At 55.0% G+C, this 24527-nt stretch carries 19 protein-coding genes, 1 tRNA gene and 1 pseudogene; 10 read left to right on the plus strand and 11 right to left on the minus strand.

Translation table 11 applies throughout. The annotated features are described in order from the left end of the window. The first annotated feature begins 1 nt into the window (after window position 1). Both FJU30_RS02415 and FJU30_RS02425 read left to right on the plus strand, forming a co-directional pair. Window positions 2–304, plus strand: coding sequence for a helix-turn-helix domain-containing protein (locus tag FJU30_RS02415; RefSeq protein ID WP_094107105.1), 303 nt, complete (start codon window positions 2–4; stop codon window positions 302–304). Window positions 305–797: 493 nt separating this feature from the next. Further along, complete coding sequence (locus FJU30_RS02425) at window positions 798–1670, plus strand: integrase domain-containing protein (RefSeq protein WP_150433816.1); 873 nt, start codon at window positions 798–800, stop codon at window positions 1668–1670. Between the two features lie 452 nt (window positions 1671–2122). Here FJU30_RS02425 and FJU30_RS02430 read toward each other — a convergent pair whose 3' ends face one another. From FJU30_RS02430 to FJU30_RS02445, 4 genes and pseudogenes are all read right to left on the minus strand, one after another. Further along, the gene (locus FJU30_RS02430) at window positions 2123–3394 is read right to left on the minus strand and encodes a tyrosine-type recombinase/integrase (RefSeq protein ID WP_150433815.1); all 1272 of its coding nucleotides are present in this window, start codon (window positions 3392–3394) and stop codon (window positions 2123–2125) included. A gap of 522 nt (window positions 3395–3916) precedes the next feature. After that, window positions 3917–4204, minus strand: a pseudogene (locus FJU30_RS26995) (nucleotidyl transferase AbiEii/AbiGii toxin family protein); the annotation flags it as partial. Window positions 4205–4703: 499 nt separating this feature from the next. Further along, a complete protein-coding gene (locus FJU30_RS02440; RefSeq protein WP_150433814.1) occupies window positions 4704–5633 on the minus strand; it encodes a nucleotidyl transferase AbiEii/AbiGii toxin family protein in 930 nt (309 codons plus the stop codon). After that, window positions 5620–6402 (minus strand): type IV toxin-antitoxin system AbiEi family antitoxin domain-containing protein, encoded by a 783-nt coding sequence (locus FJU30_RS02445; RefSeq protein WP_150433813.1) that lies wholly within the window; start codon window positions 6400–6402, stop codon window positions 5620–5622. The genes FJU30_RS02440 and FJU30_RS02445 overlap by 14 nt, the downstream gene beginning before the upstream one ends. Window positions 6403–7457: 1055 nt before the next feature. Here FJU30_RS02445 and FJU30_RS02455 point away from each other — a divergent pair. After that, entirely contained in the window at window positions 7458–8318 is an 861-nt protein-coding gene (locus FJU30_RS02455) for an integrase domain-containing protein (protein WP_150433857.1), read from the plus strand. Window positions 8319–8595: 277 nt separating this feature from the next. On the opposite strand, the gene FJU30_RS02460 is transcribed toward FJU30_RS02455, so the two are convergent. The 6 genes from FJU30_RS02460 to aspA all read right to left on the minus strand — a co-directional run bounded on the left by FJU30_RS02460 (window position 8596) and on the right by aspA (window position 15843). Beyond that, a complete protein-coding gene (locus FJU30_RS02460; RefSeq protein ID WP_150433812.1) occupies window positions 8596–9855 on the minus strand; it encodes a tyrosine-type recombinase/integrase in 1260 nt (419 codons plus the stop codon). Window positions 9856–10018: 163 nt separating this feature from the next. Next, a tRNA-Phe gene (locus FJU30_RS02465) sits at window positions 10019–10094 on the minus strand. A gap of 125 nt (window positions 10095–10219) precedes the next feature. Further along, the gene (locus FJU30_RS02470; RefSeq protein WP_150433811.1) at window positions 10220–10795 is read right to left on the minus strand and encodes a transcriptional regulator; all 576 of its coding nucleotides are present in this window, start codon (window positions 10793–10795) and stop codon (window positions 10220–10222) included. A gap of 119 nt (window positions 10796–10914) precedes the next feature. Continuing rightward, window positions 10915–12606, minus strand: coding sequence for a protein-disulfide reductase DsbD (locus tag FJU30_RS02475; protein ID WP_150433810.1), 1692 nt, complete (start codon window positions 12604–12606; stop codon window positions 10915–10917). A gap of 132 nt (window positions 12607–12738) precedes the next feature. Next, on the minus strand, window positions 12739–14040 hold the full coding sequence (locus FJU30_RS02480; RefSeq protein ID WP_150433809.1) for an anaerobic C4-dicarboxylate transporter: 1302 nt from the start codon (window positions 14038–14040) through the stop codon (window positions 12739–12741). A 366-nt stretch (window positions 14041–14406) separates the two neighbouring features. Beyond that, window positions 14407–15843 (minus strand): aspartate ammonia-lyase, encoded by a 1437-nt coding sequence (aspA, locus tag FJU30_RS02485; RefSeq protein WP_150433808.1) that lies wholly within the window; start codon window positions 15841–15843, stop codon window positions 14407–14409. Between the two features lie 521 nt (window positions 15844–16364). On the opposite strand from aspA, the gene FJU30_RS02490 reads away from it, so the two are divergent. The 5 genes from FJU30_RS02490 (at window position 16365) to ubiA (ending at window position 20789) form a co-directional block, all read left to right on the plus strand. Continuing rightward, window positions 16365–16847, plus strand: a complete 483-nt coding sequence (locus FJU30_RS02490) for an FxsA family protein (protein ID WP_150433807.1) — start codon at window positions 16365–16367, stop codon at window positions 16845–16847. 209 nt (window positions 16848–17056) lie between these two features. Beyond that, window positions 17057–17350, plus strand: a complete 294-nt coding sequence (locus FJU30_RS02495; RefSeq protein ID WP_026739589.1) for a co-chaperone GroES — start codon at window positions 17057–17059, stop codon at window positions 17348–17350. A gap of 47 nt (window positions 17351–17397) precedes the next feature. Further along, window positions 17398–19053, plus strand: coding sequence for a chaperonin GroEL (gene groL, locus FJU30_RS02500; RefSeq protein ID WP_150433806.1), 1656 nt, complete (start codon window positions 17398–17400; stop codon window positions 19051–19053). 301 nt (window positions 19054–19354) lie between these two features. Beyond that, window positions 19355–19888: a chorismate lyase gene (gene ubiC, locus FJU30_RS02505; protein WP_150433856.1), complete on the plus strand. Its 534-nt coding sequence runs from the start codon at window positions 19355–19357 to the stop codon at window positions 19886–19888. A gap of 7 nt (window positions 19889–19895) precedes the next feature. Then, window positions 19896–20789, plus strand: a complete 894-nt coding sequence (gene ubiA / locus FJU30_RS02510; RefSeq protein WP_395858502.1) for a 4-hydroxybenzoate octaprenyltransferase — start codon at window positions 19896–19898, stop codon at window positions 20787–20789. Between the two features lie 52 nt (window positions 20790–20841). Here the strand turns inward: ubiA and plsB are convergent, their stop codons facing one another. After that, a complete protein-coding gene (gene plsB / locus FJU30_RS02515) occupies window positions 20842–23310 on the minus strand; it encodes a glycerol-3-phosphate 1-O-acyltransferase PlsB (protein WP_150433805.1) in 2469 nt (822 codons plus the stop codon). A gap of 127 nt (window positions 23311–23437) precedes the next feature. Here plsB and FJU30_RS02520 point away from each other — a divergent pair, with 127 nt between their 5' ends. Beyond that, a complete protein-coding gene (locus FJU30_RS02520) occupies window positions 23438–23803 on the plus strand; it encodes a diacylglycerol kinase (RefSeq protein ID WP_150433804.1) in 366 nt (121 codons plus the stop codon). Between the two features lie 109 nt (window positions 23804–23912). After that, window positions 23913–24521, plus strand: coding sequence for a transcriptional repressor LexA (gene lexA / locus FJU30_RS02525; protein WP_150433803.1), 609 nt, complete (start codon window positions 23913–23915; stop codon window positions 24519–24521). The last annotated feature ends 6 nt before the right edge of the window (window positions 24522–24527 follow it).

Here is a 24527-nt window from a genome sequence, read left to right on the forward strand (position 1 = left end):
GATGGGCAGAACGCTCGAACAGCTTCTTGCGGATGAAAAACCGGAAGTCGTAGCCGACGCTCAGGCGATGGCGGCGGACATCCTGCTCAACATCCACCTTGCCGAATTGCGTGAGATAGTGCAAAAAACGCAGGTGGAAATGGCGCAGGCGCTGGGCATCCGGCAGCCTACCGTTGCCGGTATGGAAAAACCGGGCCGCGACCTGAAACTGTCCACGCTTAAACGCTACGTTGAGGCGACCGGCGGCAAACTGCGCCTTGATGTTGAACTGCCGGATGGTTCTCACTACGGATTTGTACTGTAAACACTGACGCTCCATGAACCGGAGCGTCAACCCCGTTACAACGGGCAGCGGCCCGCATTGCCATAAGGCTTTGCTGCCGCGTGACCGCAATACTGCACCAGAATTTCAATTTTCAATCACTGAGCCAGTCCAGTGCGTCACTTTAACCGCGCAGAGCGGGAAAGTGACGCACCTGCCTTTTCGATCTGCACCAGAGAAATCAACTGCACCAGCCAATAGCGGGATTCTGACACCGTGATTCAACCCACTTTAACTCACAGGAGAACTTGAACCGATACCGGAGGGGGATCAGGACGATCCGGGGGATAACTCGCGCAAGCGGGCGGCTGCTCAGAGAGCACAACCGAAGCCCCGCAATACCTCAACGGCTGCCGCCCCGGCGCTCAGGTATCGTTCGCAGCCCCGACGAATATCAGGGGCTATCGGCCTACGCGCCGGGGAAGGTTGTATCAGATTTTGGAGTTGCTGCAATCATGAAAAGAGGAAAGAGAACATGGGCATTCTGGAGCAGGAAATGAAAACGCTGGCGCGGCAGGCGGGCGGCAGCCATAAGACTGTTCACGATCGTATTAGGCTGGCGCAGCGTTTTTGCGATCGTCTGGTAGTGATGCAAAATGTGCAGATCCGGCGAGTGGAGCAACTGAAAGCCCGACATGTTGAAAGCTACATCCGGGAACGGCTGGCGCAGGGCATAACGAAACGCAGCCTACAAAACGAAATGGCGGCGATCCGCTGTCTGCTGAAGCAGGCCGGGCGTGATCGATTAGCTATCAGTGAACGGCTGTCCAATAAATCGCTCGGATTGTCCGGCGCATCCCGTAACGGCACCCGGCAGGCCATTACTGCGGAGTATTATCGGCAGGTGCTGGAAACCGCTCGCGAAAAAGACACCGGGATGGCGGCGGCGCTAGAGCTTTCAAGGTTGATGGGATTGCGCTCTCAGGAAGCAGTGCAGTGTGCGCAATCGCTCAGGACGTGGAAACAGGCGCTGGAGCGCGGCGAAACCCGGCTTACCGTGGTGTTCGGCACCAAAGGCGGGCGGCCTCGCGAGACAATAATTTTGGATGTTGGCGCAGTACGGAAAGCACTGGAGAATGCGTTGTCTGTGGCAGAACAACGCAACGGCAGGTTAATTGATAAGCCCGATCTGAAAAGCGCGATGAAATACTGGCATGGTCAGGCGTCGCGTATTGGTTTAACTGGCGCATATTCCCCACATTCATTGCGTTATGCCTGGGCGCAGGATGCCATTCGCCATTATCTGGCGCAGGGATTCAGCGAAAAAGAAGCGCTGGCATTGGTCGCGATGGATTTGGGCCACGGCGACGGGCGTGGGCGTTATGTGGCGCAGGTTTATGGGCGTTGAAACGATGGATAATTCCTGTATCTGGTGCAGTCAAAAAGGAAAAGGCCGAAAGGGTAAAGGAAAGCTAAGGGTAACAGCGCCAAACCGGAAAGGGCCAAAGGGCTGAAAAGGCCGTCATTGGCGCAGTTCGATGTTTATCCGGTGGGGTATCTGATGCAGCTTTGCGTTTCTCCTGCGGCGGGAAACTGGTGCAGTAATATGGAATATCGGGTTCTGGCGCAGTGTCGTGTTGGCAGACAACCATCCTATGGTGCAGATTTTTTATCGTCGCAATGACGATAAGCTTTACCTCAAAAATTACCCTTATTGATAGGTAATGACCTGAAAATATTCTGCCAGAATAATTTTAGGCATTTCCCGATTGATCGTTAAAAATACGAAGGTAAAACCTTTCAGAAAGCAAAGAAGCAGCTCCCTAGCATCAGGATCTGCTTTTGTCAGAGAATTAACCGTCAGGCTGTACCAGCGGCCTTATGTTGTCGTGCATAAATATACGGTGCGACATATCCTTCGCGGCTGACGTCCAGATAATTCGACCACCACTGCATCATTTCCATACGGGCTTCCAGATGCTCGGCTTTATGGACATAGGCCGCCCGCACGTTGTTACGCTCTTTGTGGCTCATCTGCCGCTCAATGGCATCCCTTGACCACAGCCCCGACTCGTTCAGCGCGCTACAGGCCATTGTCCTGAAGCCGTGGCCGCACACCTCGGTTTGGGTGTCATAGCCGATCACGCGCAGCGCCTTGTTGATGGTGTTTTCACTCATCGGCTTGTTCAGCGTATGCGCGCCGGGAAAAACGAATACTGACTCGCCGGAAATTGCCTGAATCTGTTTCAGCAGGGCGACAGCCTGCCGTGACAGCGGCACCAGATGCTCGTCTTTCATCTTTGCGCCACGCTCTGAAAATCTCACGCCTTTAACTGCTTCGCGTTTTGCCGGTACGGTCCAGATATGCGCTTTCAGGTTGAACTCATCCCAACGGGCGAGCCGTAATTCGCTGGATCGCAGAAAAACATGCAGATTCAATTCCAGCGCCAGACGAGTCAGAGCTCGGCCTTTATAGTTATCCATCTGCTCCAGTAGTTCAGGCAGGCGTTTTAGCGGCAGGGCGGGATGATGTTGGGTTACAACAGGGGTCACGACGCCATCCAGATCGTAAGCCGGATTATATTTGATTACTCCTTGCTGTACGGCGTGGCGCATGATTTTGGTCAGATGCTGGCGCACCCGACCGGCGACATCATGCACGCCTTTATCGTCAATCGTCTTAATCAACTGCGCCAGATGGCGGGTTTCAATCTGCGCAATATCCGTCTGGCCGATAGCGGGGAAAACGTAGCGTTTCAGGCAGGTGAGAATCTTATCGGCGTGAGCGTCCGACCAGAGTTTAAGGCAACTGGAGTGCCATGCGGTGGCGATGTACTGAAAGGTGCGGGATTCATCGACGGCGGCGTTATCCGTTTTGCGGATCAGGGAAGGACAGAGGCCGGACGTTAGTAGTTTACGCGCCGCATCGCGCTTTTCGCGGGCTTCTGCCAGTGTAGTCTGAGGGTAGGGGCCAAAGGCCAGACGGTTTTCCTTACCGCTGAAGCGATAGCGGAAATACCATAACTTGGCGCCACTGGCGGATACCGTCAGGTACAGACCTTGCGAATCGGTAAGTTTGTAGGATTTTGCGAGAGGTTTGGCTGCGCGGATTTTACTGTCATTCAGGGCCATGTGAGGGTCTCCTTCGTTCATCGAACTGAACGACCCGCAATCTGACCCCAAATTTTCCGGATACGAAGGAATAAAGCAAAACGCATCGGGAAAGATTTTTACGCTAACCTGTTGAATTTAAGACACATAAGAATTCATAAGAAAGCATAAAAAAGAAGAATTGGTGCCGGACTCGGAATCATACTCACAATTAACTTACTGTTAATTATCTATTTTGTTGATATTTATCGTAAACAGCGCCCCCACGAAAGCCCCCATAAAAAATCGCTTTGTTTTTGTGATGATTGTCACGAAAAACCGTTGTTTAAGCGATTAGCCGTTTCGTTATGTGTGGCGTTAGGTCCACACATAATGGCCTGAAGTCCACATATCGTGGTGTTAAACGAAGAAACGACATGTGAATTAGGTGTTTTTGAGATAATGCATTGAACCGCATATGAATAATCTATTGATTTAATTTGTATTTTCATCATTTTTTTGAGATGTCGTCAGAGTTCAGTTGAGATAATTAAACATCATGGCTCAATCTAGTCCTTCTGAACCCTGATCAAAGCACTGCTTTAGTATCCTCTCAAACTTGCTCACCGCCGCTGCATACTTAGCCGGATTCTTATCATTCAGCACTGCCAGATTACGCTGTGTTCAGCGAATAACGGAAAGATGCTGAATTTCAGGGTAGCGATACAGCGACCAGTCAGGGTTATTTTGTTTATAACTGAGCAAGAATTGGCGATCCCGATCTGTAAGATGCGACTTCAACGCCTGCGGTAGCAAAGTCGTTACTGACAAAAGAGATCCCAGCGACGTTTCTTATGGGACGTCTTCTTTGGTAATATCTTCGTGTTGCACAACCTGCGAGGAAATGCATATGAAAAGGATGTCTGGTAAGCACTATCATGGCAGTCATCAGGAAAGATTTGGTTATTGGATAGGCATTCAGTTTCGGCGTATCCCTCGGAACTATCGTCGTTTGATATACCTACTGTCTCTCCCTTTCTGGGGACCTTTGTGGCTATTTTGGTATTTTCTTATCCGGGTTGATGATAGGGAGTGGCGTCAAAATTATCTGGAATTGGAAAAATATTGGATAATTTATCCTCAGACAAAAACAAATACAGGAACTCGTTGCTATTACTGTGGTTCTAATCGCATAGATAGTTATTTGTGGCGGGGTATATCAGGGTACAGAGTTCATTATTGTCATCAGTGTCGCAAGGATCTTTATCGAACAGCGGAATAGTTGAGGTGCCGTATTTATCGCGTGGTGCATCATTCATATATAATGGTTAGAACTGCATATATAGCAAGGCTAAAAATTTTGCTCTAAAACCGTCACAAATTTGTTTAGAGCCGCCGTAAACTTAGCCGGATTTTTAGCATTCAGCGCCGCTAAGTTACGTTGTTTCCAGCGAATAGCTGGGAGATGCTGAATTTCAGGATAGCGATACAGCGACCAGTCAGGGTTATTTTGCTTATAGCTGAGTAAAAACTGTCGATCCTGAGCGGTAAAGTGTGATTTCAACGCCTGCGGTAGTAGGGTCGTTACTGATAAAAGCGATTCCAGAGAGGTTTCCTGCTGCGTCATGCCCGAAAATTCCTGTTGGTACAGCGTGGCGATCCTCCCCGTGTCCCAGTTTGGGGCCAGCAGTTCGGCTATGGGGCGGGGATGCCCTGCCAGATAACAAAGAAAACCGTCAAAAATCTCGCGCGTCAGGCCCGGTTTCTCTAGCATATTCAGTACGTCAAACAGATCGCGTGGATGCTGGCGATCGAGCGCGGCGCAGATTTTACCGCCGTAAAGATCCGCCAGCGAGACGACATTCATGGTGGTGAAGCCATATTCCATTTCCACCGGCTCACACACCGGCATTTCTGCCGGAGGCAACAGCAATCCACGCCAGACCGGACTGACCTCAATCTTTATTTGCGCATCAACGGCGTTAACGATGATACGCTTTTCATCCGCTTTATTCTCCTGCCGGATAGCGGTGATCCCCCGCGTGCTGTTCAGCGATTTGGTAATACGCATCAATGCATCGTCGATGGCAGCGAGATCGGTGTCGCGATCCATGAAGGTTTTATACACCAGATCGATATCTACCGATAGGCGAGGGAAGTCCTGCACAAATAAATTAATTGCCGTACCGCCTTTTAAAGCGAAACAGGATTCTTTCGCTACATGCGGCAGGGCAGTCATCAACAGTTTGACCTGTCGGGCGTAAATATCACGTTGATCCATCTTCGACTCCTTTCGGTTTAAATTCCTTGGGAACGGTGATCTGGTAATCCGGCTCCAGCCAGCCGCCGGGGACGATTTGCCGCTTTCCTGTCCCGGTATCTACACCACTCTGATCGAGATACTGGAAATAAGGATGTCCGTTGCGTTGCGCAAGGTAGAGCATCACCCGGTTGGTTTTCACCGAATGGCTGGCAGAGAGCAGCGCCTGCAATTTACGCGGGCTGAGAAGGTTTAGCCCCTGAAACAGGGCGTCGGCATGTTCAAACGAGATCTGCGTGGGAATACCTCTGGCGATTTCATACGCAGCAAGTTCCGGGCCGCTGCCCATTACTCTCCTATCGCCGATTTTCAGTTCTGTAGTGAATGGCGTTACATCAGCGGACAGGCCCGACGTATACAGCGTGACAAAGGTGGCGGATTGTTCAAAGGTGGCGAACCATCCCGGCAGCTTGACGTAAGCCGGGAGCGTGAGCCAGACCTGAGGCCTGCCCGGTTCGGTATAGTGGGCATGGCCCTGTAGTGCAAGACTGGTCAGCCCCGCCACCCGCACCGGTTTTTCCCACTGGGTTTGCAGGCAGGAAACCGCATCGACCCAGTCGGGTTCGCGACCCGTCCGACAGTAAACACCATGCGCTACCCGCCTGAGCCAGCCGTTCTGTACATAGCGGTAAGAGAGCTTACGATCTATGCCGTTGCGGCTAAGCCATGACTGGAGCAACACCTGACCGGGTAGGGTATTCTGCATCAGCCAGTTTATATAGTTAGCCAAATGTCACCTATAAGTAGACAATTTAGTCCATTTTTAAACTATTATGGATTTAGTGAAAAATCATGGCAAGTTTTGGTTTTATTATTTATTAATTTGTCGACTTTAAATCGACATTTAAACAAAAAAACAAACCTTGGCTACTCACTAAAGAAGGCTCGTAAATATATTCGGTTGGCTTAAAAGGAACGTGTAACATAGAAGCAAAGCTGAACAATAGTCGTTACTCATCGTTCTGAGGCGTTGCATCTGCTGTATGCCCTGATAAGTAACGGCATGATAAAACAGAGAATAAGATGAAATTCACTGAAGATACCCGTGTAAAGATCCCAACCGTCCTGCACTTGATAAGACTGGGTTACGGGACGGGAGAAGGCAAGCGAAGCGCGGCAGCTTGTCATTCATAAAATGACGAAAAAATCAACAAACAACTCTATAAAAGCAAAAAACAGTTTTCCCTTTCTGCCTTGTTGCCACGGGTGTAAGTTTGCACCTGCACAAAATGCTTTATGACCTGAGAGAAGCGCCTGATGAATCAGGATGGTCATCCCTTACCGGCGGCTACCTTTGCAAACCGCCGGGCCATCCTACCGATGGTTAAGGTCATCCTTCACTCTCTGCACCAGTCTATAAACGTGACGGCCGCGTGACCGCAACCCTGAACCAGAATTTCAATTTTCAATCACTGCGCCAGTCCAGTGCGTCACTTTAACCGCGCAAAGCGGGAAAGTGACGCACCAGCGCCTTTTGACTGCACCAGAGAATTCAACTGCGCCAACGCACGGCGGGATTCTGACACCGTGATTTCACCCACTTTCACTCACAGGAGAACTTGAACCGATACCGGAGGGGGATCAGGACGATCCGGGGGATAACCCGCGCAAGCGGGCGGCTGCTCAGAGAGCACAACCGAAGCCCCACAATACCTCAACGGCTGCCGCCCCGGCGCTCAGGTATCGTTCGCAGCCCAACCATTCAGGGCTATTGGCCTACGCGCCGGGGAAAAGTTGTATCAGATTTTGGAATTGCAGCAATCATGAAAGGGGGAAATGCAAAAAATGAGTTTTCTGGAGCAGCAAATGAAAACGCTGGCGCGGCAGGCGGGCGGCAGCCATAAAACCGTTCACGACCGTATTAGACTGGCGCAGCGCTTTTGTGGCCGTCTGGTGGTGGCGCAAAATGTGCAGATCCGACGGGTGGAGCAACTGAAAGCGCGGCATATTGAGAGTTACGTTCGTGAACGGTTGGAACAAGGCATAACGAAACGCAGCCTGCAAAACGAAATGGCAGCGCTCCGCTGTCTGCTGAAGCAGGCAGGGCGTGATCGATTGGCCACCAGTGAACGGCTGTCCAATAAATCTCTCGGCTTATCCGGCGCATCCCACAACGGCACCCGGCAGGCTATCACGGCAGAGCATTATCGGCAGGTGCTGGAAACCGTTCGTGCAAAAGACGCGGTGTTGGAGCTTTCAAGGTTGATGGGATTGCGTTCTCAGGAAGCGGTGCAGTGTGCGCAATCGCTTAGGACATGGAAACAGGCGCTGGAGCGTGGTGAAATCCGGCTGACCGTGGTGTTCGGCACCAAAGGCGGACGGCCCCGCGAGACGGTGGTTCTGGATGCCGGCGCAGTCAGAAAAGCGCTGGAAAATGCGTTGGCTGTGGCGGAACAACGCAATGGCAGGCTGATTGACAAGCCTGATCTTAAATCCGCGATGAAATACTGGCACGGTCAGGCGTCGCGTATCGGCTTGACTGGGGCATATTCCCCACACTCATTGCGTTACGCCTGGGCGCAGGATGCCATTCGTCATTATCTGACGCAGGGATTCAGTGAAAAAGAGGCGCTGGCGCTGACGGCGATGGATTTGGGCCACGGCGACGGGCGCGGGCGTTATGTGGCGCAGGTTTATGGGCGTTGAAACGATGGATAATTCTTGTATCTGGTGCAGCGAAAGGGAAAAGGCCTAAAGGGTAAAGAAAGGCTAAGGGTAACAGCGCCAAACCGGAAAGGGCCAAAGGGCTGAAAAGGCCGTGATTGGCGCAGTTCGATGTTCGTTCGACGGGGAATCTGGTGCAGCCCTGCGATTTTACCGGCGTCAGTGAATGAGGGCTGTGATAGGCCCCAGTGTTGGTGCTAATAAAAAAGCAGATCCGCTGGCGCAGAGATCTGCTTTTCGGCGTCAATCAGTCGCGGGTTCAGGCAACCTGAATATGCCTATCAAAACGGTAAGCCGGGATGAATTTCTGCCGGCAGGCATCGAGATAGTCCGACCACCATTGCATCATCTGCGTGCGTTCGTCGAGGTGCTCCGCCTTGTGGATATAGGCGGCGCGAACGTGGTTACGCTCTTGATGGCTCATCTGCCGCTCCACTGCATCTTTTGACCAGCGGCCTGATTCAATCAACGCGCTACAGGCCATCGTGCGGAAACCATGACCGCAAACGTCCACCTGCGTGTCATAGCCCATCGTGCGCAGCGCCTTGTTGATGGTGTTTTCGCTCATCGGTTTGCGCGGGTCGTGGTCGCCGGGAAACAGCAACTCACTGCTACCGGACAGCAGTTTTAGCTGCTTCAGCACCGTTACCGCCTGTTTTGACAACGGCACCAGATGCGGTGTTTTCATCTTCGCGCCGCGCTCTGAATAACGCACGCCCGGAATGGGTTCACGTTGCGCGGGGATGGTCCACATTGCGCCATCCAGATCGATCTCCGTCCAGCGGGCAAAGCGTAACTCACTGGAGCGAATAAAGATCAGCAGGTTAAGCTGCACCGCCAGACGGGTTAGTAATCTGCCGGAATAGCCTTCGATCCGTTCCAGCATCTCCGGCAGTTTTTCCAGCGGCAGAGCGGGGTAGTGGTTTTTTGGCGGCGGCGCAATGGCTCCGGCCAGATCGTTGGCAGGATTGCTGGCAATAAGTCCCTCTTGCACCGCATAGCGCATGATCGCCGTCGTACGCTGCTGTATCCGCGCGGCGGTTTCCAGATTGCCTTTTCTCTCCGCCACACGCAGCGGGATTAGCAGGTCAGCCGTTTTCAGGTCGGCAACGGGAAATTTGCCGATCAACGGAAAGACGTGCAGTTCCAGCGAGCGCAGGGCTTTGGCGGCATGGGCTTCAGTCCAACGGATATTACCCGCCACCCACTTGCGGGCGATCTCTTCAAAGGTATTGCCGTTTTTTCTCGCCTGCTTGTCCTGCTGTTTTTTTACGCCGGGATCGGCACCTGCGCTGAGTACCAAGCGGGCTTCCTCGCGTAGCTTACGGGCATTTGCCAGCGTGACGGTGGGGTAAGCGCCAAACGCCAGCTTTTTCTCTTTGCCGCCGAAGCGGTATTTGAGATGCCAGAGTTTAGAACCGTTGGGTTTAATCAGCAGGTACAGACCCTGCGCGTCGCTGAGTTTGTAAGGTTTATCGAACGGCTTGGCGTTGCGGATGGCGGTATCTGTCAGAGGCATGGTGGGGGCTCCATAGTTTATCGAACCGGCAGGCCCCCAATTAAGCCCCCAAAAACTACGGATGTCAAAAAATCCGGTAGTACCTGTTGGTACTCCAGATTTTTATCAACTTACTGATTTTTCAACGTTCCCGGACGCATAAGGACATCCTGAAACTAAATTTTGGTGCCCGGACTCGGAATCGAACCAAGGACACGAGGATTTTCAATCCTCTGCTCTACCGACTGAGCTATCCGGGCAACGGGGCGCATTAAACCGTATTGACCGCGCGTCGTCAACGGCTTTATGCGTTTGCGCCGGCCGAATATGGGCTGACTGCTGACTTTTCAGCCAAAGGCCGATAAAAAAGCGGTTAAAGGCGCAATCAGGTCAATGCGCCATTTTTACGGCAGAGCGCGAAGCGCAGTACATCTTCCGCCAGGCGTCTGGCTGTATCGATATCGGACGGCTGGCGTTTGACCAGCAGTCGGCTCAGGCAGCCTTCGAGGATTAATTCCATCTGCTGCGCCACCATGACAGGGTCGTCGGTTTCCAGTTCGAGCAACAGGTCGTGGGTGTAACGGTGAGACGCCTGCTTTTGCTGTTCCGCCAACTGGTGGATCGGGTGCTGAACGTCGGGATAAAAGCTGCAGGCGGCAATAAACAGGCAACCGGGAAAGCGCTGGTTGCAGACGGCGTCATGCAGCACCTGGTAGCGCGCCAGCAGTTTTTGCTGGATGGTTAAGGTTTTGTCCAGCAACAGACTGCGTCGCCAGGTATCGACCTGCTGGCTATGGTAGCGAAGGCTGTCATAAATCAACGCCTCTCGGTCGGGCCAGAACGGCAGCAGGGCATCGGGCGCAACCGCCAGTTTTCCGGCCAGCATTTCCAGCGATATCGTGGCAAGGCCCTGCTGTTCCAGCAGGGTTAACGCCTGTTCCAGAACCTGTTCTCGTTGCATTCGGTCTCCTGCTGCAGTGCGTTTCGCGTCGGGGATAATGTCGGCGCGCGTTCTCAGCCTGGGGCGCCGGGCGGAACATTACTGCGCCGGCGGATGCGTGTGTCCGCTGGCGCCCGGCATTATCCTGAAAAATGTATTTTCTGCAGATGCGCCTGAAACTGACGCGCATCCATATAGCCGGTAACCCGTGAGGCGGGAATTTCTTGTCCCCCGGCGTCAAAAAACAGGATGGTCGGCAGCCCCAGCACCTCAAGCTCCTTTAACAGCGCCCGCTGTTCCGGCGAGTTATGGGTCACGTCCGCCTGCAATAGCCGGACGCCGGCCAGTTGCTGCCGTACCAGACTATCGCGGAACGTGTATTTTTCAAACTCTTTGCAGGCTACGCACCAGTCGGCATACAGGTCCAGCATTATCGGCTGTCTGGCGTTGGTCAGCGCCTGGCGCAGCGTCTGACGATCGGTTACGTGGGTGAACTGTAGCGAGGATTGTCCCGCCGGAGTGACGGCGGCCGGAGGGAAGGCCCAGTCCTGCAGCGGCCGGGCGGCGACCAGCGCGGCCAGTAAAAACAGCCATTGTATCCCACGCATCCAGCCGCGCTGGCTGCGCAGGCTCAGAATAAACGCCCAGCTGCAGAAGGCGACGCCCAGCAAGCTCCACAGGCGCAGGCTCCAGGCATCGCCCAGAATGCGTTCGAGCAAGAATACCGGCAGCGTCAGAATAACGAAGCCGAAGGCTTCCTTGACATATTGCATCCACGGCCCGCTGCGCGGCAGCAGCCGGTGGCCGAATAGCGTCACCAGGATTAACGGCAGACCCATTCCCAGCGCGTACAAATAAAGCGTGCCGCCGCCGGCCAGGATGTCGCCGCTCTGGGCGATATACAACAGGATGGCGCTGAGCGGCGCGGTGGTGCAGGGCGAGCAGATTAAGCCGGCGATGGCGCCCATGCCGAATACGCCGGGCAACGAGCCGCTTTGCTGGCGATTGCTCCACAGCGTCAGCCGGGTTTGCAGCGTGGAGGGCAGTTGCAGCGTGTAAAGCCCAAACATCGACAGCGCCAGCGCGATAAACAATGCCGACAGCGTAATGAGCACGGCGGGGTGCTGTAAGGCGGCCTGCAGCGGCAGACCGGCGGCGGCAACGATCAGCCCCAGCAGGGTATAGGTCAACGCCATGCCCTGCACATAGACCAGCGACAGCAGTAACGTTCTGCCGGTCGATAGTGACTGTCGGCGGCCGAGGATCAGACTGGAAATCAACGGGTACATGGGTAATACGCAGGGCGTAAAGGCGACGCCGACGCCGATCAGCAGCGCCCACCAGGCGGAAAAGGGCGCGATGGCGGCGGAAGCGGCGTCGGGCGCAACGGCGCCATTCAGCGCGCTCAGCGGAACGACGCGGGTTTCCGGCGGGTAGCAGAAGCCGGCTTCGGCGCAGCCCTGGTAAGTTACACTGATTGAGGCGCCTTCTCCGGCGTTGCGCAGCGGCACCTCCAGCCGCAGCGCGTCGGTATAAATCGTGACCTGACCATAAAATTCATCGTGGTGCGCTTTGCCGGTCGGTAAAGCATATTCGCCCAGCGTTGCCTGGCTGGCCTGCAACCGGATTTGTCGCTGATACAGGTAGTAGCCGGGCCTGATCTGCCAGTTTAGCCGCAGCCGGTCGCCGTTTTGCTGAAAATCGAAGGTAAAAGCCTGATCCACCGGCACAAAGGCGTTGCCGGTTCCGGAAGAAAACAGCGCGGCCGGCGTCGCGAACGGCAACAGTACGGAACAACACAGGAGAATCAGTATGGCAAAACGTCGGGTCATGGCAGAGCGTCACCAGTGAAAACATCAAACGGGTCGATGTCCGTTTACGGAAACAGAGACCGGCATACTATACCCTGGTTTGGCGTCAGGGAAAGCCGAACGGCGCGCGGGCGGCGCCGTTCGGCCAGTGGCTTACAGCACCAGATTGCCGAGGATAAAGCCGAATATAACGGCCAGCGCGATGGCCAGCACGCCGGGGATCAGGAATGAGTGATTAAACACGAACTTGCCGATGCGGGTTGAGCCGGTGTCGTCCATCTCAACGGCGGCCAGCAGCGTCGGGTAGGTCGGCAGCACAAACAGCGCCGACACCGCCGCGAAAGAGGCCACGGCGGTAACCGGCGATACGCCCAGCATCAGCGCCGCCGGCATCAGCGCTTTGGCGGTGGCGGCCTGCGAGTACAGCAGCATGGCGGCGAAAAACAGCACGATGGACAGCATCCACGGATAGGTTTGCAGCAGCGTGCCCGCAGTGGCCTGAATATCCGCGATATGGGCCTTCACGAAGGTATCCCCCAGCCACGCCACGCCCATCACGCATACGCAGGCGCTCATGCCGGATTTGAAGGTACTGGCGGAAAGGATCTGTCCGGTATCCACCCGACAACACAGGCAAATCAGCGTGGCGATGGTCAGCATGAAGACTACGATGGCTTCATTGCGCGGGAGAACCGGATTTTGAATTAAGCCGACCGTCTCGCTAATCGCGGTGGCGTAGAGCACGACGGCCACGATCCCGACGACGAACAGCAAGACCGAACGCCTGGCGGCGGGTTTTATGTCCAGCAGCGTGCTTTTGCGCAGCGCCACTTCGCCTTTGGCGAGGCGCGCCTGATAGACCTCGTCGTCCTTCAGATCTTTGCCGAGGAAGTTGGTCACGATGGCCGTCAGCAGCACCGCCGCCAGGGTGGTGGGGATACAAATGCCGAGCAGCATGAGATAGCTCACGCCGTGCGGCTCCAGTATCCCGGCGACAAATACCACGGCGGCGGAAATGGGCGAAGCGGTAATCGCAATCTGCGAGGCGACCACGGCGATAGACAGCGGGCGCGAAGGGCGAATGCCTTGTTCTTTGGCGACTTCGGCGATCACCGGCAGCGTCGAAAAGGCGGTATGGCCGGTGCCGGCCAGCAGGGTCATAAACCAGGTGACGAGCGGGGCGAGAAAGGTGACGTATTTCGGCTGGCGGCGCAGCAGTTTTTCCGCCAGGCTGACCAGATAGTCCATTCCGCCGGCGACCTGCATGGCGGCGATAGCGGCAATGACGGACATAATGATTTGAATCACGTCGAAAGGAATGACGCCGGGTTTCATCTGCGTGCCGAGGGTGAGCACCAGCACACCCAACCCGCCGGCGAGACCAATACCGATGCCGCCCAGACGGGCGCCGAGATAAATAGCGAGTAATACGATAATCAATTCTGTGGTAAGCATCTTCGTGCTCCTTATATAGGGTAACCATGGAAAAGATTTGTCCCCGTTAGCTTTCAGGCCGCCGGCGCGCCGGCTTTGCCCTGTAAATCGGTTGCCGCCCGGCGTACGCCTTGCCGCAACCCGAACCCCATGGGGGATAGCGCTTTCTTTCAGATAAATAAAAGGCACGCGATTCATATGAACTGCGTGCCTGAATATTGATACCCGTCATACCGCAGATTGCAGACGCACAGGCTTTGTCGTCCGGCCCGGGGATTCACCGCGGCGCCGTGTCATGGGGCCGATGAAGGGGCCGCGCGTCGTATTGTTCAACAGGACGACGCGCGGCTCTGCATCAGGATGCCGGCCCCGGATTGATGCCGGCGGTTATTGTTCGCTTTCGTCGGTATAACGTTTGGCCTTATAGGCCGGGTGCATCAGGTTTTGCACCGAAAAGATGTCGTCCAGTTCGGATTCGGTGAGCAGACCCCGCTCCAGTACGACTTCCCGTACGCTTTTGCCGGTTTCGGCGCAGATTCTGCCGACAATATCGCCATTGTGATGCCCGATGAACGGGTTCAGATAGGTGACGATGCCGATGGAGTTGAATACGTAGGCTTCGCAGACGTCTTTATTCGCGCTAATGCCGTTAACGCATTTCTCCAGCAGGTTATAACAGGCGTTGGTCAGAATATGGATCGATTCAAACAGCGCCTGGCCGATGACCGGCTCCATGACGTTGAGCTGCAGCTGGCCGGCTTCGGACGCCATCGTGACGCACACATCGTTGCCAATGACCTTAAAGCACACCTGATTGACCACTTCCGGCACTACCGGGTTCACTTTGGCGGGCATAATCGATGAACCGGCCTGCAGTTCGGGCAGGTTGATTTCATTCAGACCGGCACGCGGGCCGGAGGAGAGCAGGCGCAGGTCATTACAGATTTTCGACAGCTTGACCGCCAGCCGCTTCAGTGCGCTGTGCACCATCACGTAAGCGCCGCAGTCCGAAGTGGCTTCAATCAGGTCTTCCGCCGGCACGCAAGGCAGGTTGCTGACTTCCGCCAGTTTTTTTACCGCCAGTTGCTGGTAGCCGTCCGGCGTGTTCAGGCGCGTGCCGATCGCCGTCGCGCCCAGGTTGACTTCCAGCAGTAGTTCGGCAATGTGCAGCAGATTTTTATTTTCTTCTTTCAGCAGCACATTAAAAGCGTGGAATTCCTGCCCCAATGTCATCGGTACGGCGTCCTGCAGCTGGGTGCGCCCCATCTTCAGAATATTTTCAAACGCCTGAGCCTTGCGCTCGAAGCCGTTGCTCAATTGAGTAATGGCTTCGATGAGTTTCAAAATGGAGGCGTAAACCGCGATGCGAAAACCGGTTGGATAGGCGTCGTTGGTGGACTGGCATTTGTTCAGGTGATCGTTGGGGTTCAGGTACTGATATTCGCCTTTCTGGCGCCCCATCAGCTCCAGGCCGATATTGGCCAGCACCTCGTTGGTATTCATATTAACCGAGGTGCCCGCGCCGCCCTGGAATACGTCGATTGGGAACTGGTCCATACATTTGCCGTTATTCAGCACCTCGTCGCAGGCTCTGATAATGACATCGGCAATTTTACGCGGAATGGTCTGCAGTTCTTTATTGGCCAGCGCCGCGGCTTTTTTTACCATGACCATGCCGCGCACAAACTCCGGGATATCGCTGATTTTACTGTTACTGATATAAAAGTTTTCTATAGCGCGCAAAGTATGGATTCCATAGTAAGCGTCTGCGGGAACTTCGCGCGTACCTAACAGGTCTTCTTCAATACGAACGTTATTTGACATGAGAGCCTTCTCTTTCAGCAGCCGACGGGGGTAAATTTGTTGAATTGTATTACAGTTAACCCGAATAACCAGATGTTTGACCATACAACTTTGCTATTGCTGACATGATATGCTGCAAATATAAAAATAGAGTAATATGGATCACTTTATCGATTTTCGTCCGGCGCGAGATAAACGATTTGTGATAGTAGTCACGAGTAAAGAAATGTCGAAAAAGGAGACGCAGGCTTGAAATCCGCTGCCGGCGTAACCATTTCATCAGTCAGTAATGAACGCGTCCGGAGTTGTCATCTGCCTCCGGCTTCTGGCGAGGCTCCCATATCCGGTGCTATCGTTGGTTGAATGGCGACGCAGTTCTGTTTTTTAACATGATAGTAATCAATCGCGATGCCCGGAAGATTTTACCGGATGGCGACGTCGGTAAACAACGTCGCCGCAGTGACTGAGCGCACGGTGTAAAGACGTCCGCTCCGCCGTCCGCAGGATGACGGAACCGATTGATTATTCAACAGGAGAATCCGGTGCGCTGGTTACCCTTATTATTACTTTTTCTTTTGGCCTACGTCGAAATATCGCTGTTTATCAGCGTAGCTGAGGTGTTCGGCGTGGCGATCACGTTGCTGCTGGTGGTGTTTACCTCTTGCGTGGGGGTATCGCTGGTGCGCAATCAGGGCGTAAAAACCTTTGTGCAGATGCAGCAGAAAATCGAAGCGGGCGAAAGCCCGGCGGCCGAAATGGTGAAAAGCGTTTCTCTGGTTCTGGCGGGTTTTCTGCTGTTGGTACCGGGTTTTTTCACCGATTTCCTGGGGCTGTTATTGTTGCTGCCGCCGGTACAGAAATCGTTGACGCTGAAACTGTTGCCGCATCTGCATCTGTGGCGCGGCAGACCGGGCGCAGGGCCGGAGAGCGGCCAGACCTTCGAGGGCGAGTACCAGCGTAAGGACCGCGGCGCCGACCGTCTGGAGGATCTGCCCCCGAGCGACGAAAAAAATGATCGGCAATGAAAAACAAGTAGATTATTTATCTATATGAAATTTAATGATTATTTTTATCCTTTCCCACTAAAGTCCGCCCTGGGGCAAAAAAAATTTATTTTCTCCCTTGAAGGCGCGGGAAACGTCCCCACTTAAAACACCACAAGGCCGGTTATGTCGACATAGCCGGCATTCATCCCACAACAACTGATATGGACTTTCTCAAAGGAGAGCTATCAATGAAAATTCGTCCATTGCATGACCGTGTGATCGTCAAGCGTAAAGAAGTCGAGTCCAAATCTGCTGGCGGCATTGTTCTGACCGGCTCCGCGGCGGGCAAATCGACCCGTGGTGAAGTGCTGGCAGTCGGCCATGGTCGCATCCTGGAAAACGGCGAAGTGAAGCCGCTGGATGTGAAAGTTGGCGATATCGTGATTTTTAATGACGGCTACGGCGTGAAAACAGAAAAGATCGACAACGACGAAGTGCTGATCATGTCTGAAGGCGACATTCTGGCGATTGTTGAAGCGTAATCCACGTGTAATCATCTGAACTGAACGAATTTAAGGGAAATACACCAATGGCAGCTAAAGACGTAAAATTCGGTAATGACGCTCGTGTGAAAATGTTACGCGGCGTGAATGTACTGGCTGATGCAGTGAAAGTAACGCTGGGCCCGAAAGGCCGTAACGTTGTGCTGGATAAATCTTTCGGTGCACCGACCATCACTAAAGACGGCGTGTCCGTGGCGCGTGAAATCGAACTGGAAGACAAGTTCGAAAACATGGGCGCCCAGATGGTTAAAGAAGTTGCCTCCAAAGCGAACGACGCAGCAGGCGACGGTACTACCACGGCGACCGTACTGGCTCAGGCCATTATTACTGAAGGTCTGAAAGCCGTTGCCGCGGGCATGAACCCGATGGATCTGAAACGCGGTATCGACAAAGCGGTTATCGCCGCCGTTGAAGAACTGAAAAAACTGTCCGTTCCGTGCTCTGACTCTAAAGCGATTGCTCAGGTCGGCACTATCTCCGCTAACTCCGACGAAACCGTAGGCAAACTGATTGCCGAAGCGATGGAGAAAGTGGGTAAAGAAGGCGTGATCACCGTTGAGGAAGGTTCTGGTCTGCAGGACGAACTGGACGTGGTTGAAGGTATGCAGTTCGACCGCGGCTACCTGTCTCCTTACTTCATCAACAAACCGGAAACCGGTTCTATTGAACTGGAAAGCCCGTTCATTCTGCTGGCCGACAAAAAAATCTCCAACATCCGCGAACTGCTGCCGGTGCTGGAAGCCGTAGCGAAAGCCGGCAAACCTCTGCTGATCATCGCGGAAGACGTTGAAGGCGAAGCGCTGGCTACGCTGGTGGTCAACACCATGCGCGGCATCGTTAAAGTGGCCGCGGTTAAAGCGCCGGGCTTCGGCGACCGTCGTAAAGCCATGCTGCAGGATATCGCTACGCTGACCGCCGGTACCGTTATCTCCGAAGAGATCGGTCTGGAACTGGAAAAAGCGACGCTGGAAGACCTGGGTCAGGCAAAACGCGTTGTGATCAACAAAGACGCCACCACCATCATCGATGGCGTGGGCGACGAAGCGACTATTCAGGGGCGTGTTGCTCAGATCCGTCAGCAGATCGAAGAAGCGACCTCCGATTACGATCGTGAAAAACTGCAGGAACGCGTAGCTAAACTGGCTGGCGGCGTTGCCGTCATCAAAGTGGGCGCCGCAACTGAAGTTGAAATGAAAGAGAAGAAAGCCCGCGTAGAAGATGCCCTGCACGCGACTCGCGCTGCAGTGGAAGAAGGCGTGGTTGCCGGCGGCGGCGTCGCTCTGGTTCGCGTGGCATCCGCTATCACGGGTCTGCAGGGCGACAACGAAGAACAGAACGTCGGTATCAAAGTCGCTCAGCGCGCAATGGAAGCGCCGCTGCGTCAGATCGTTGCCAACGCCGGTGAAGAACCGTCCGTTGTGGCTAACAACGTGAAAGCCGGTGAAGGTAACTACGGCTACAACGCAGCAACTGAACAGTACGGCAACATGCTGGACTTCGGTATCCTGGACCCGACTAAAGTAACGCGTTCCGCACTGCAGTACGCGGCTTCGGTTGCCGGTCTGATGATCACGACCGAGTGTATGGTTACCGACCTGCCGAAAGACGACAAAGCCGATTTAGGCGGCGCCGGCGGCATGGGCGGCATGGGCGGTATGGGTGGTATGGGCGGCATGATGTAATGCCGGCCGGCCGGTTGCGCGCCGTGTCGACCGGGTATCGTTGATACTCTGCCGGTTGCGCGCCGCAACCCGACTGTCTCTATAGCAATCCGGCCTTTCAGGCCGGATTGCTTTTTTTTGAACCCGCAACGCCCGCCGGGACCTTCTGCCCTTCCTGCCTGTCGTAACGCGCGCCGCACGCGGTGAATATGCGCGTTCGCGCGTCATCAATTCGTACCTGACGTGTTATAGAATTGCTATTCTGCGCTACAATACTGGACTGTTACTTTATTTACGAAAGACCTGAGACGGGGTAAGGATGATGTCTGAGCAGTCGCTGGCAATTCTGCACGCCGTCCAATGGTTGTCGCAGCCGCCGTCCTCGTTGCCCGTCGCCCTGCTTGACTGGTTGATGGAAAAGGGGTCAATGACGCAGCGGCTCGAGCAACACTGCAGCCGGGTCAGCGTCAGGCTGTGCCGCGAGGGATATGTCGCGCCGCCGTCGCTGGGCGATGAGTGCGAGCAACTGCCCGCCAGCGAGCGCTACTGGCTGCGTGAAGTGGTGCTGTACGGCGATGAAACGCCGTGGCTGTTCGGCCGCACGCTGGTGCCGTCGCAGACGCTTTCCGGCGCGCAGCGGGCGTTGACCGAAATCGGCTCGGTGCCGCTGGGGCGTTATCTGTTTAACAAACGGAGCCCGGAGCGGGACTACATCCACATCGGCAGCCACGGCGGTCTGTGGGCGCGTCGATCAAGGCTGCGTCTGTCCGGTAACCCCCTGTTGTTGACCGAACTCTTTTTACCTGAAGCCCCCGTTTATGCGGCCGCGGACCGGACTGATAAATCAGCATTCTGAGGAGAAAATGGCGTTGGAGAGAAGTATTGCGGCCAGTAAATGGCAGGCATATTGCCGTTTGATGCGTATTGATAAGCCGATTGGCTCGATGCTGCTGCTGTGGCCTACGCTGTGGGCGCTGTGGCTGGCCGGGCTCGGCAGGCCCGGCAACTGGGTGCTGCTGGTGTTTGTCGCCGGCGTCTTTCTGATGCGCGCCGCGGGCTGCGTGATTAACGACTATGCCGATCGCCACTTCGATGGACACGTTAAGCGCACGGCGCAGCGGCCGCTGCCCAGCGGCGAGGTGAGCGAGAAGTCGGCGAAGGTGTTGTTTATCATACTTGTCCTGTTGTCGTTCGGTTTGGTGCTGACGCTGAATACGATGACTATCTGGCTATCAGTGGCCGGGCTGGGGCTGGCGTGGATCTATCCGTTTATGAAGCGCGTCAGCCATCTGCCGCAGCTGGTGCTGGGCGCGGCCTTCGGCTGGTCGATCCCGATGGCGTTTTCCGCCGTGAGCGAGAGCCTGCCGCTAAGCTGCTGGATCATGTTTCTGGCCTATTTGTGCTGGACCGTCGCCTACGATACCCAGTACGCCATGGTCGATCGCGACGATGACTTAAAAATCGGCGTAAAGTCCACTGCGATTCTATTCGGCCGCTTCGATACAGTGATTATCGGGCTGTTGCAGTTTGCCACGCTATTGCTGATGCTGTGGCTGGGCTACCTTACCGATCTGGGCGCGCCTTACTACTGGTCGATACTGTTGGCCGGCGGGTTGTTCGCCTGGCAGCAGCGGATGATCGCCGGGCGCGATCGCGACGCCTGCTTCCTCGCTTTCCGCAACAATAATTACGTGGGTATGGTGTTGTTTATCGGTATTCTGCTCAGTCTGCCTGAGGGCAATGGCTTCGGTTACTGAACTGGAAAGGAGCAGCGGCGAAACCCGGATTCGCCGCTGTCTGGATGAGGGATCAGGCCGACGGCGGCGCGTCTTCCTGTTTGTCCTCTTCGCCGTCGCTTTCGTCCGGCGCGGTAACGCTTTCGATGGTAAGCCTGATTTCCGGCGTAATCAGGTTGCTCAGAATGGCATAAGCCTCGCGCGTTTTTTCCTGAATCGCATCGCCGCTGTCGCTGATATAGCCTTCATTACGCAGCGTCGCCACCAGACTTGAAAATACCGCCTTATCGAAAAACTCCGGTGCGTTGATGCCGTGCAGAACGGATAAACGTTGCGCCAGGATGCGGCTCTCTTTTTCCAGCGCGCCGCGGTTAATGCCGGGGTTGGCGCCGAGCAGCGAAAGCGTGATGGCATAGCGCTGCAGCGTTTCCCTGACGCCGGCCGCCAGCAGCTGCAGCGTACGAATGCGCGCCGGATTCAACACCAGCTCGCCGTCTTTGTCATATACCAGTTGCTGGCGGGTCAGTTCCTGCGCCAGCGCGGTCAGCACTTCCGGCAGTTGATCCTTGCTGTAGTGCAGGAACAGCTCGCCCTGCAGCATCGGATAGATCAGCGTAACCTGGCGGATCAGTTCGTCCACCTTCACCCGACGATAGTGGATGATGATGCTGGCCAGCAGAGAGGGCAGCACCAGCAGGTGGTGGATGTTATTGCGGTAGTAGGTCATCAGTACGGCCTGTTCGCGCGGCAGCAGGATAATATCGCCGATATTGTCCTTCTCCGCTTCGAACTTGTTCATACTGAGCGCATGTTCCAGCAGCTCTGCCGGGGTCTTATCCGGCGCGGTGACATCCGGGCTGTAGGGCACATTGCGCAGGAGTTGCAGATAACAATCCAGCTGCTCCAGCAACTGTTCGCGCGTCAGCGCGCGCTGACGGGAAGCCAGCAGCGCGGTGGAACACAGATTCATGGCGTTGGCGGCGGCGGCTTTGTTGATCCGCACCATGATATCGCCGGCGATTTCCTGCACGGTTGGCGTCAACCAGCCCGGCCGCTGCGCCTCGATGGGGTCGATGGCGTCGCGCCATTGCGGTACGCGCTGGTTGAGCCAGGTCATCAGCGGCAACGGTTCGCCGAAGTTGACGTAGCCCTGACCGAGGTTGCGCAGCTTACGTAAGCCGCGCACCATTTGCAGAAAACCTTCTTTTTCTTTTGTCGCGCCGCGCAGTTCTTTGGCGTAAGTCGCTACTTCCATCACGTGCTCATAGCCGATGTAGATCGGGATCAGCGTGATCGGACGCGTGCCGCCGCGCAGCATGGCCTGGAGAGTCATGGCCAGCGTACCGGTTTTCGGCTCCAGCAGGCGACCTGTGCGCGAGCGTCCGCCCTCCATAAAGTATTCGACCGAGTAGCCGCGGCTGAACAGTTCGCCGAGATACTCGCGAAAAATCGTGGAGTAGAGCTTATTGCCTTTAAAGGTACGGCGAATAAAAAACGCCCCCAGACGGCGGAAGATCGGCCCGGCCGGCCAGAAATTCAGGTTAATGCCGGCGGCGATATGCGGCGGCACCAGCCCCTGGTGATACAGCACGTAGGACAGCAGCAGATAATCCATATGGCTGCGATGGCAGGGCACATAGACCAGCTCGTGACCATCCTGAGCCAGCTGACGCACCCGCTCGGCGTTATGCACGTTCAGGCCCTGATACAGGCGGTTCCACGTCCAGCCCAATACCCGGTCGGAGAGCCGTATGGCTTCATAGGAGAAGTTGGCGGCGATCTCTTCCATCAGCGCGATGGCGTTCTGCTGCGCTTTCTCATAAGAGATTTTCTTGCTGCGCGCCTCATCCTCGACGGCCTTCTTAATCGCCTTCGAATCGAGCAGTTTATTGAACAGATCCTGACGCACCGGCAGACGCGGCCCGACGGCAGCCAGACGCTGGCGGGCAAAGTGCATACGGGCGACGCGCGCCAGCTTGTGGGCGATGGTTTTGTCGGTACCGTGTTCGGTCGCCATATAGCGCAGCGATACCGGGCTGGAGAAACGCACAAAGCTGTCGCGCCCCAGCCACAGGATGGCGAAGAATTTTTGCAGTCCGTTGAGCACGCGCAAATGCGGCGCCTGATGCGTGCCTTCCCGTCCCGGCGAACGGCCGAACATCACGGAAACCGGCACCATCTGAACATCAAGATCCGGGTTGCTGCGGTGCAGATCCAAATAATCGTGAAACAGTTTTACGGACTCGAGCCCAGGCGTGTAATAGCGAAAAATGCGCGGCCCGTCATTAATAAACACGTGGCTGGGCAGTTCCGTCCCGTCAATATACAGCGGCTGCAGGGGATCGGGCAGATCCAGCGCCAGGCAGCGCGTCCGCAATGTGAGCAGATCCGCTTTGGAATTGTAAGGCAGCACATAAATAATTGGCTTGCTGGGATCCAGCCCTAATTCGCCAACCGGATCGATGGGAATAACCTTACTTTTCACTAAAGTTTTTAGTGGTAATTTCAATAAGTTATAGTAGATTTTACGCCAGACTGACATAACAACATGAAGCCTCTTGTTAGCGATGCGTGGCAAGGATACCAGAAAGCGCGCTGGATATCTGTTGAGATGAGACAACGAAGCTGCGTTAAAATTGCGGCTGAAAGTGGATAATGGAAGGAAAAACATGAATAAGGCAACCGGACTAACCCGCATCATTAAGGCCACCGGCTATTCTCTGCAGGGGCTGAGGCTGGCGTGGCGGTATGAGGCGGCTTTTCGCCAGGAGGTGCTGCTGCTGATCGCGGCGGTGGCGGTGGCGCTGTGGCTGGATGTGTCCGTCGTCGAACGGCTGTTGCTGATCCTTTCCGTGGCGCTGATTGTGTTGATGGAACTGCTGAATAGCGCGATAGAGGCGGTGGTCGATCGCATCGGAATGGAACGGCATGAATTGTCCGGCAGGGCGAAGGATATCGGCTCGGCCGCCGTCTTCGTCGCCATCCTGCTGGCGCTGGTTGTCTGGCTCAGCATCCTTTGGTCAAATTTTGCATGACTGCCGGCAAAATATAATAAAAAACCAGCGTTTATTCATCTCGCAGTTTCCAATTCTGTTTTACCTGTATATACTCACAGCAAAACTGTATAAACAACCAGGGGGCGGAATGAAAGCATTAACGGCCAGGCAGCTGCAGGTTTACGAGCTGATTCGCGATCACTTAGCGCAGACGGGAATGCCGCCAACCCGTGCCGAAATCGCTCAGCAGCTGGGGTTCCGTTCGCCAAACGCGGCAGAAGAGCATTTAAAAGCGCTGGCGCGCAAAGGTGTGATTGAGATTGTCTCCGGCGCTTCGCGCGGCATTCGCCTGCTGATGGAAGAAGAAAACGGTTTGCCGCTGATTGGCCGCGTGGCGGCGGGCGAACCGCTGCTGGCTCAGCAGCACATTGAAGGGCACTATCAGGTGGATCCGTCCATGTTCCGGCCGGGCGCGGATTTCCTGCTGCGCGTTAGCGGTATGTCGATGAAGGATATCGGCATTATGGACGGCGATTTGCTGGCCGTCCATAAAACGCAGGATGTGCATAACGGCCAGGTGGTGGTGGCGCGCATCGAAGATGAAGTCACGGTGAAGCGGCTAAAGAAACAGGGCAACATTGTGCAGTTGCTGCCGGAAAACAGCGAATTTTCCCCTATCGTGGTTGATCTACGCCAGCAGAGCTTTTCGATCGAAGGGCTGGCGGTGGGCGTGATCCGCAATGGCGACTGGAACTAAGCGTAA

The organism is Affinibrenneria salicis (genome assembly GCF_008710095.1).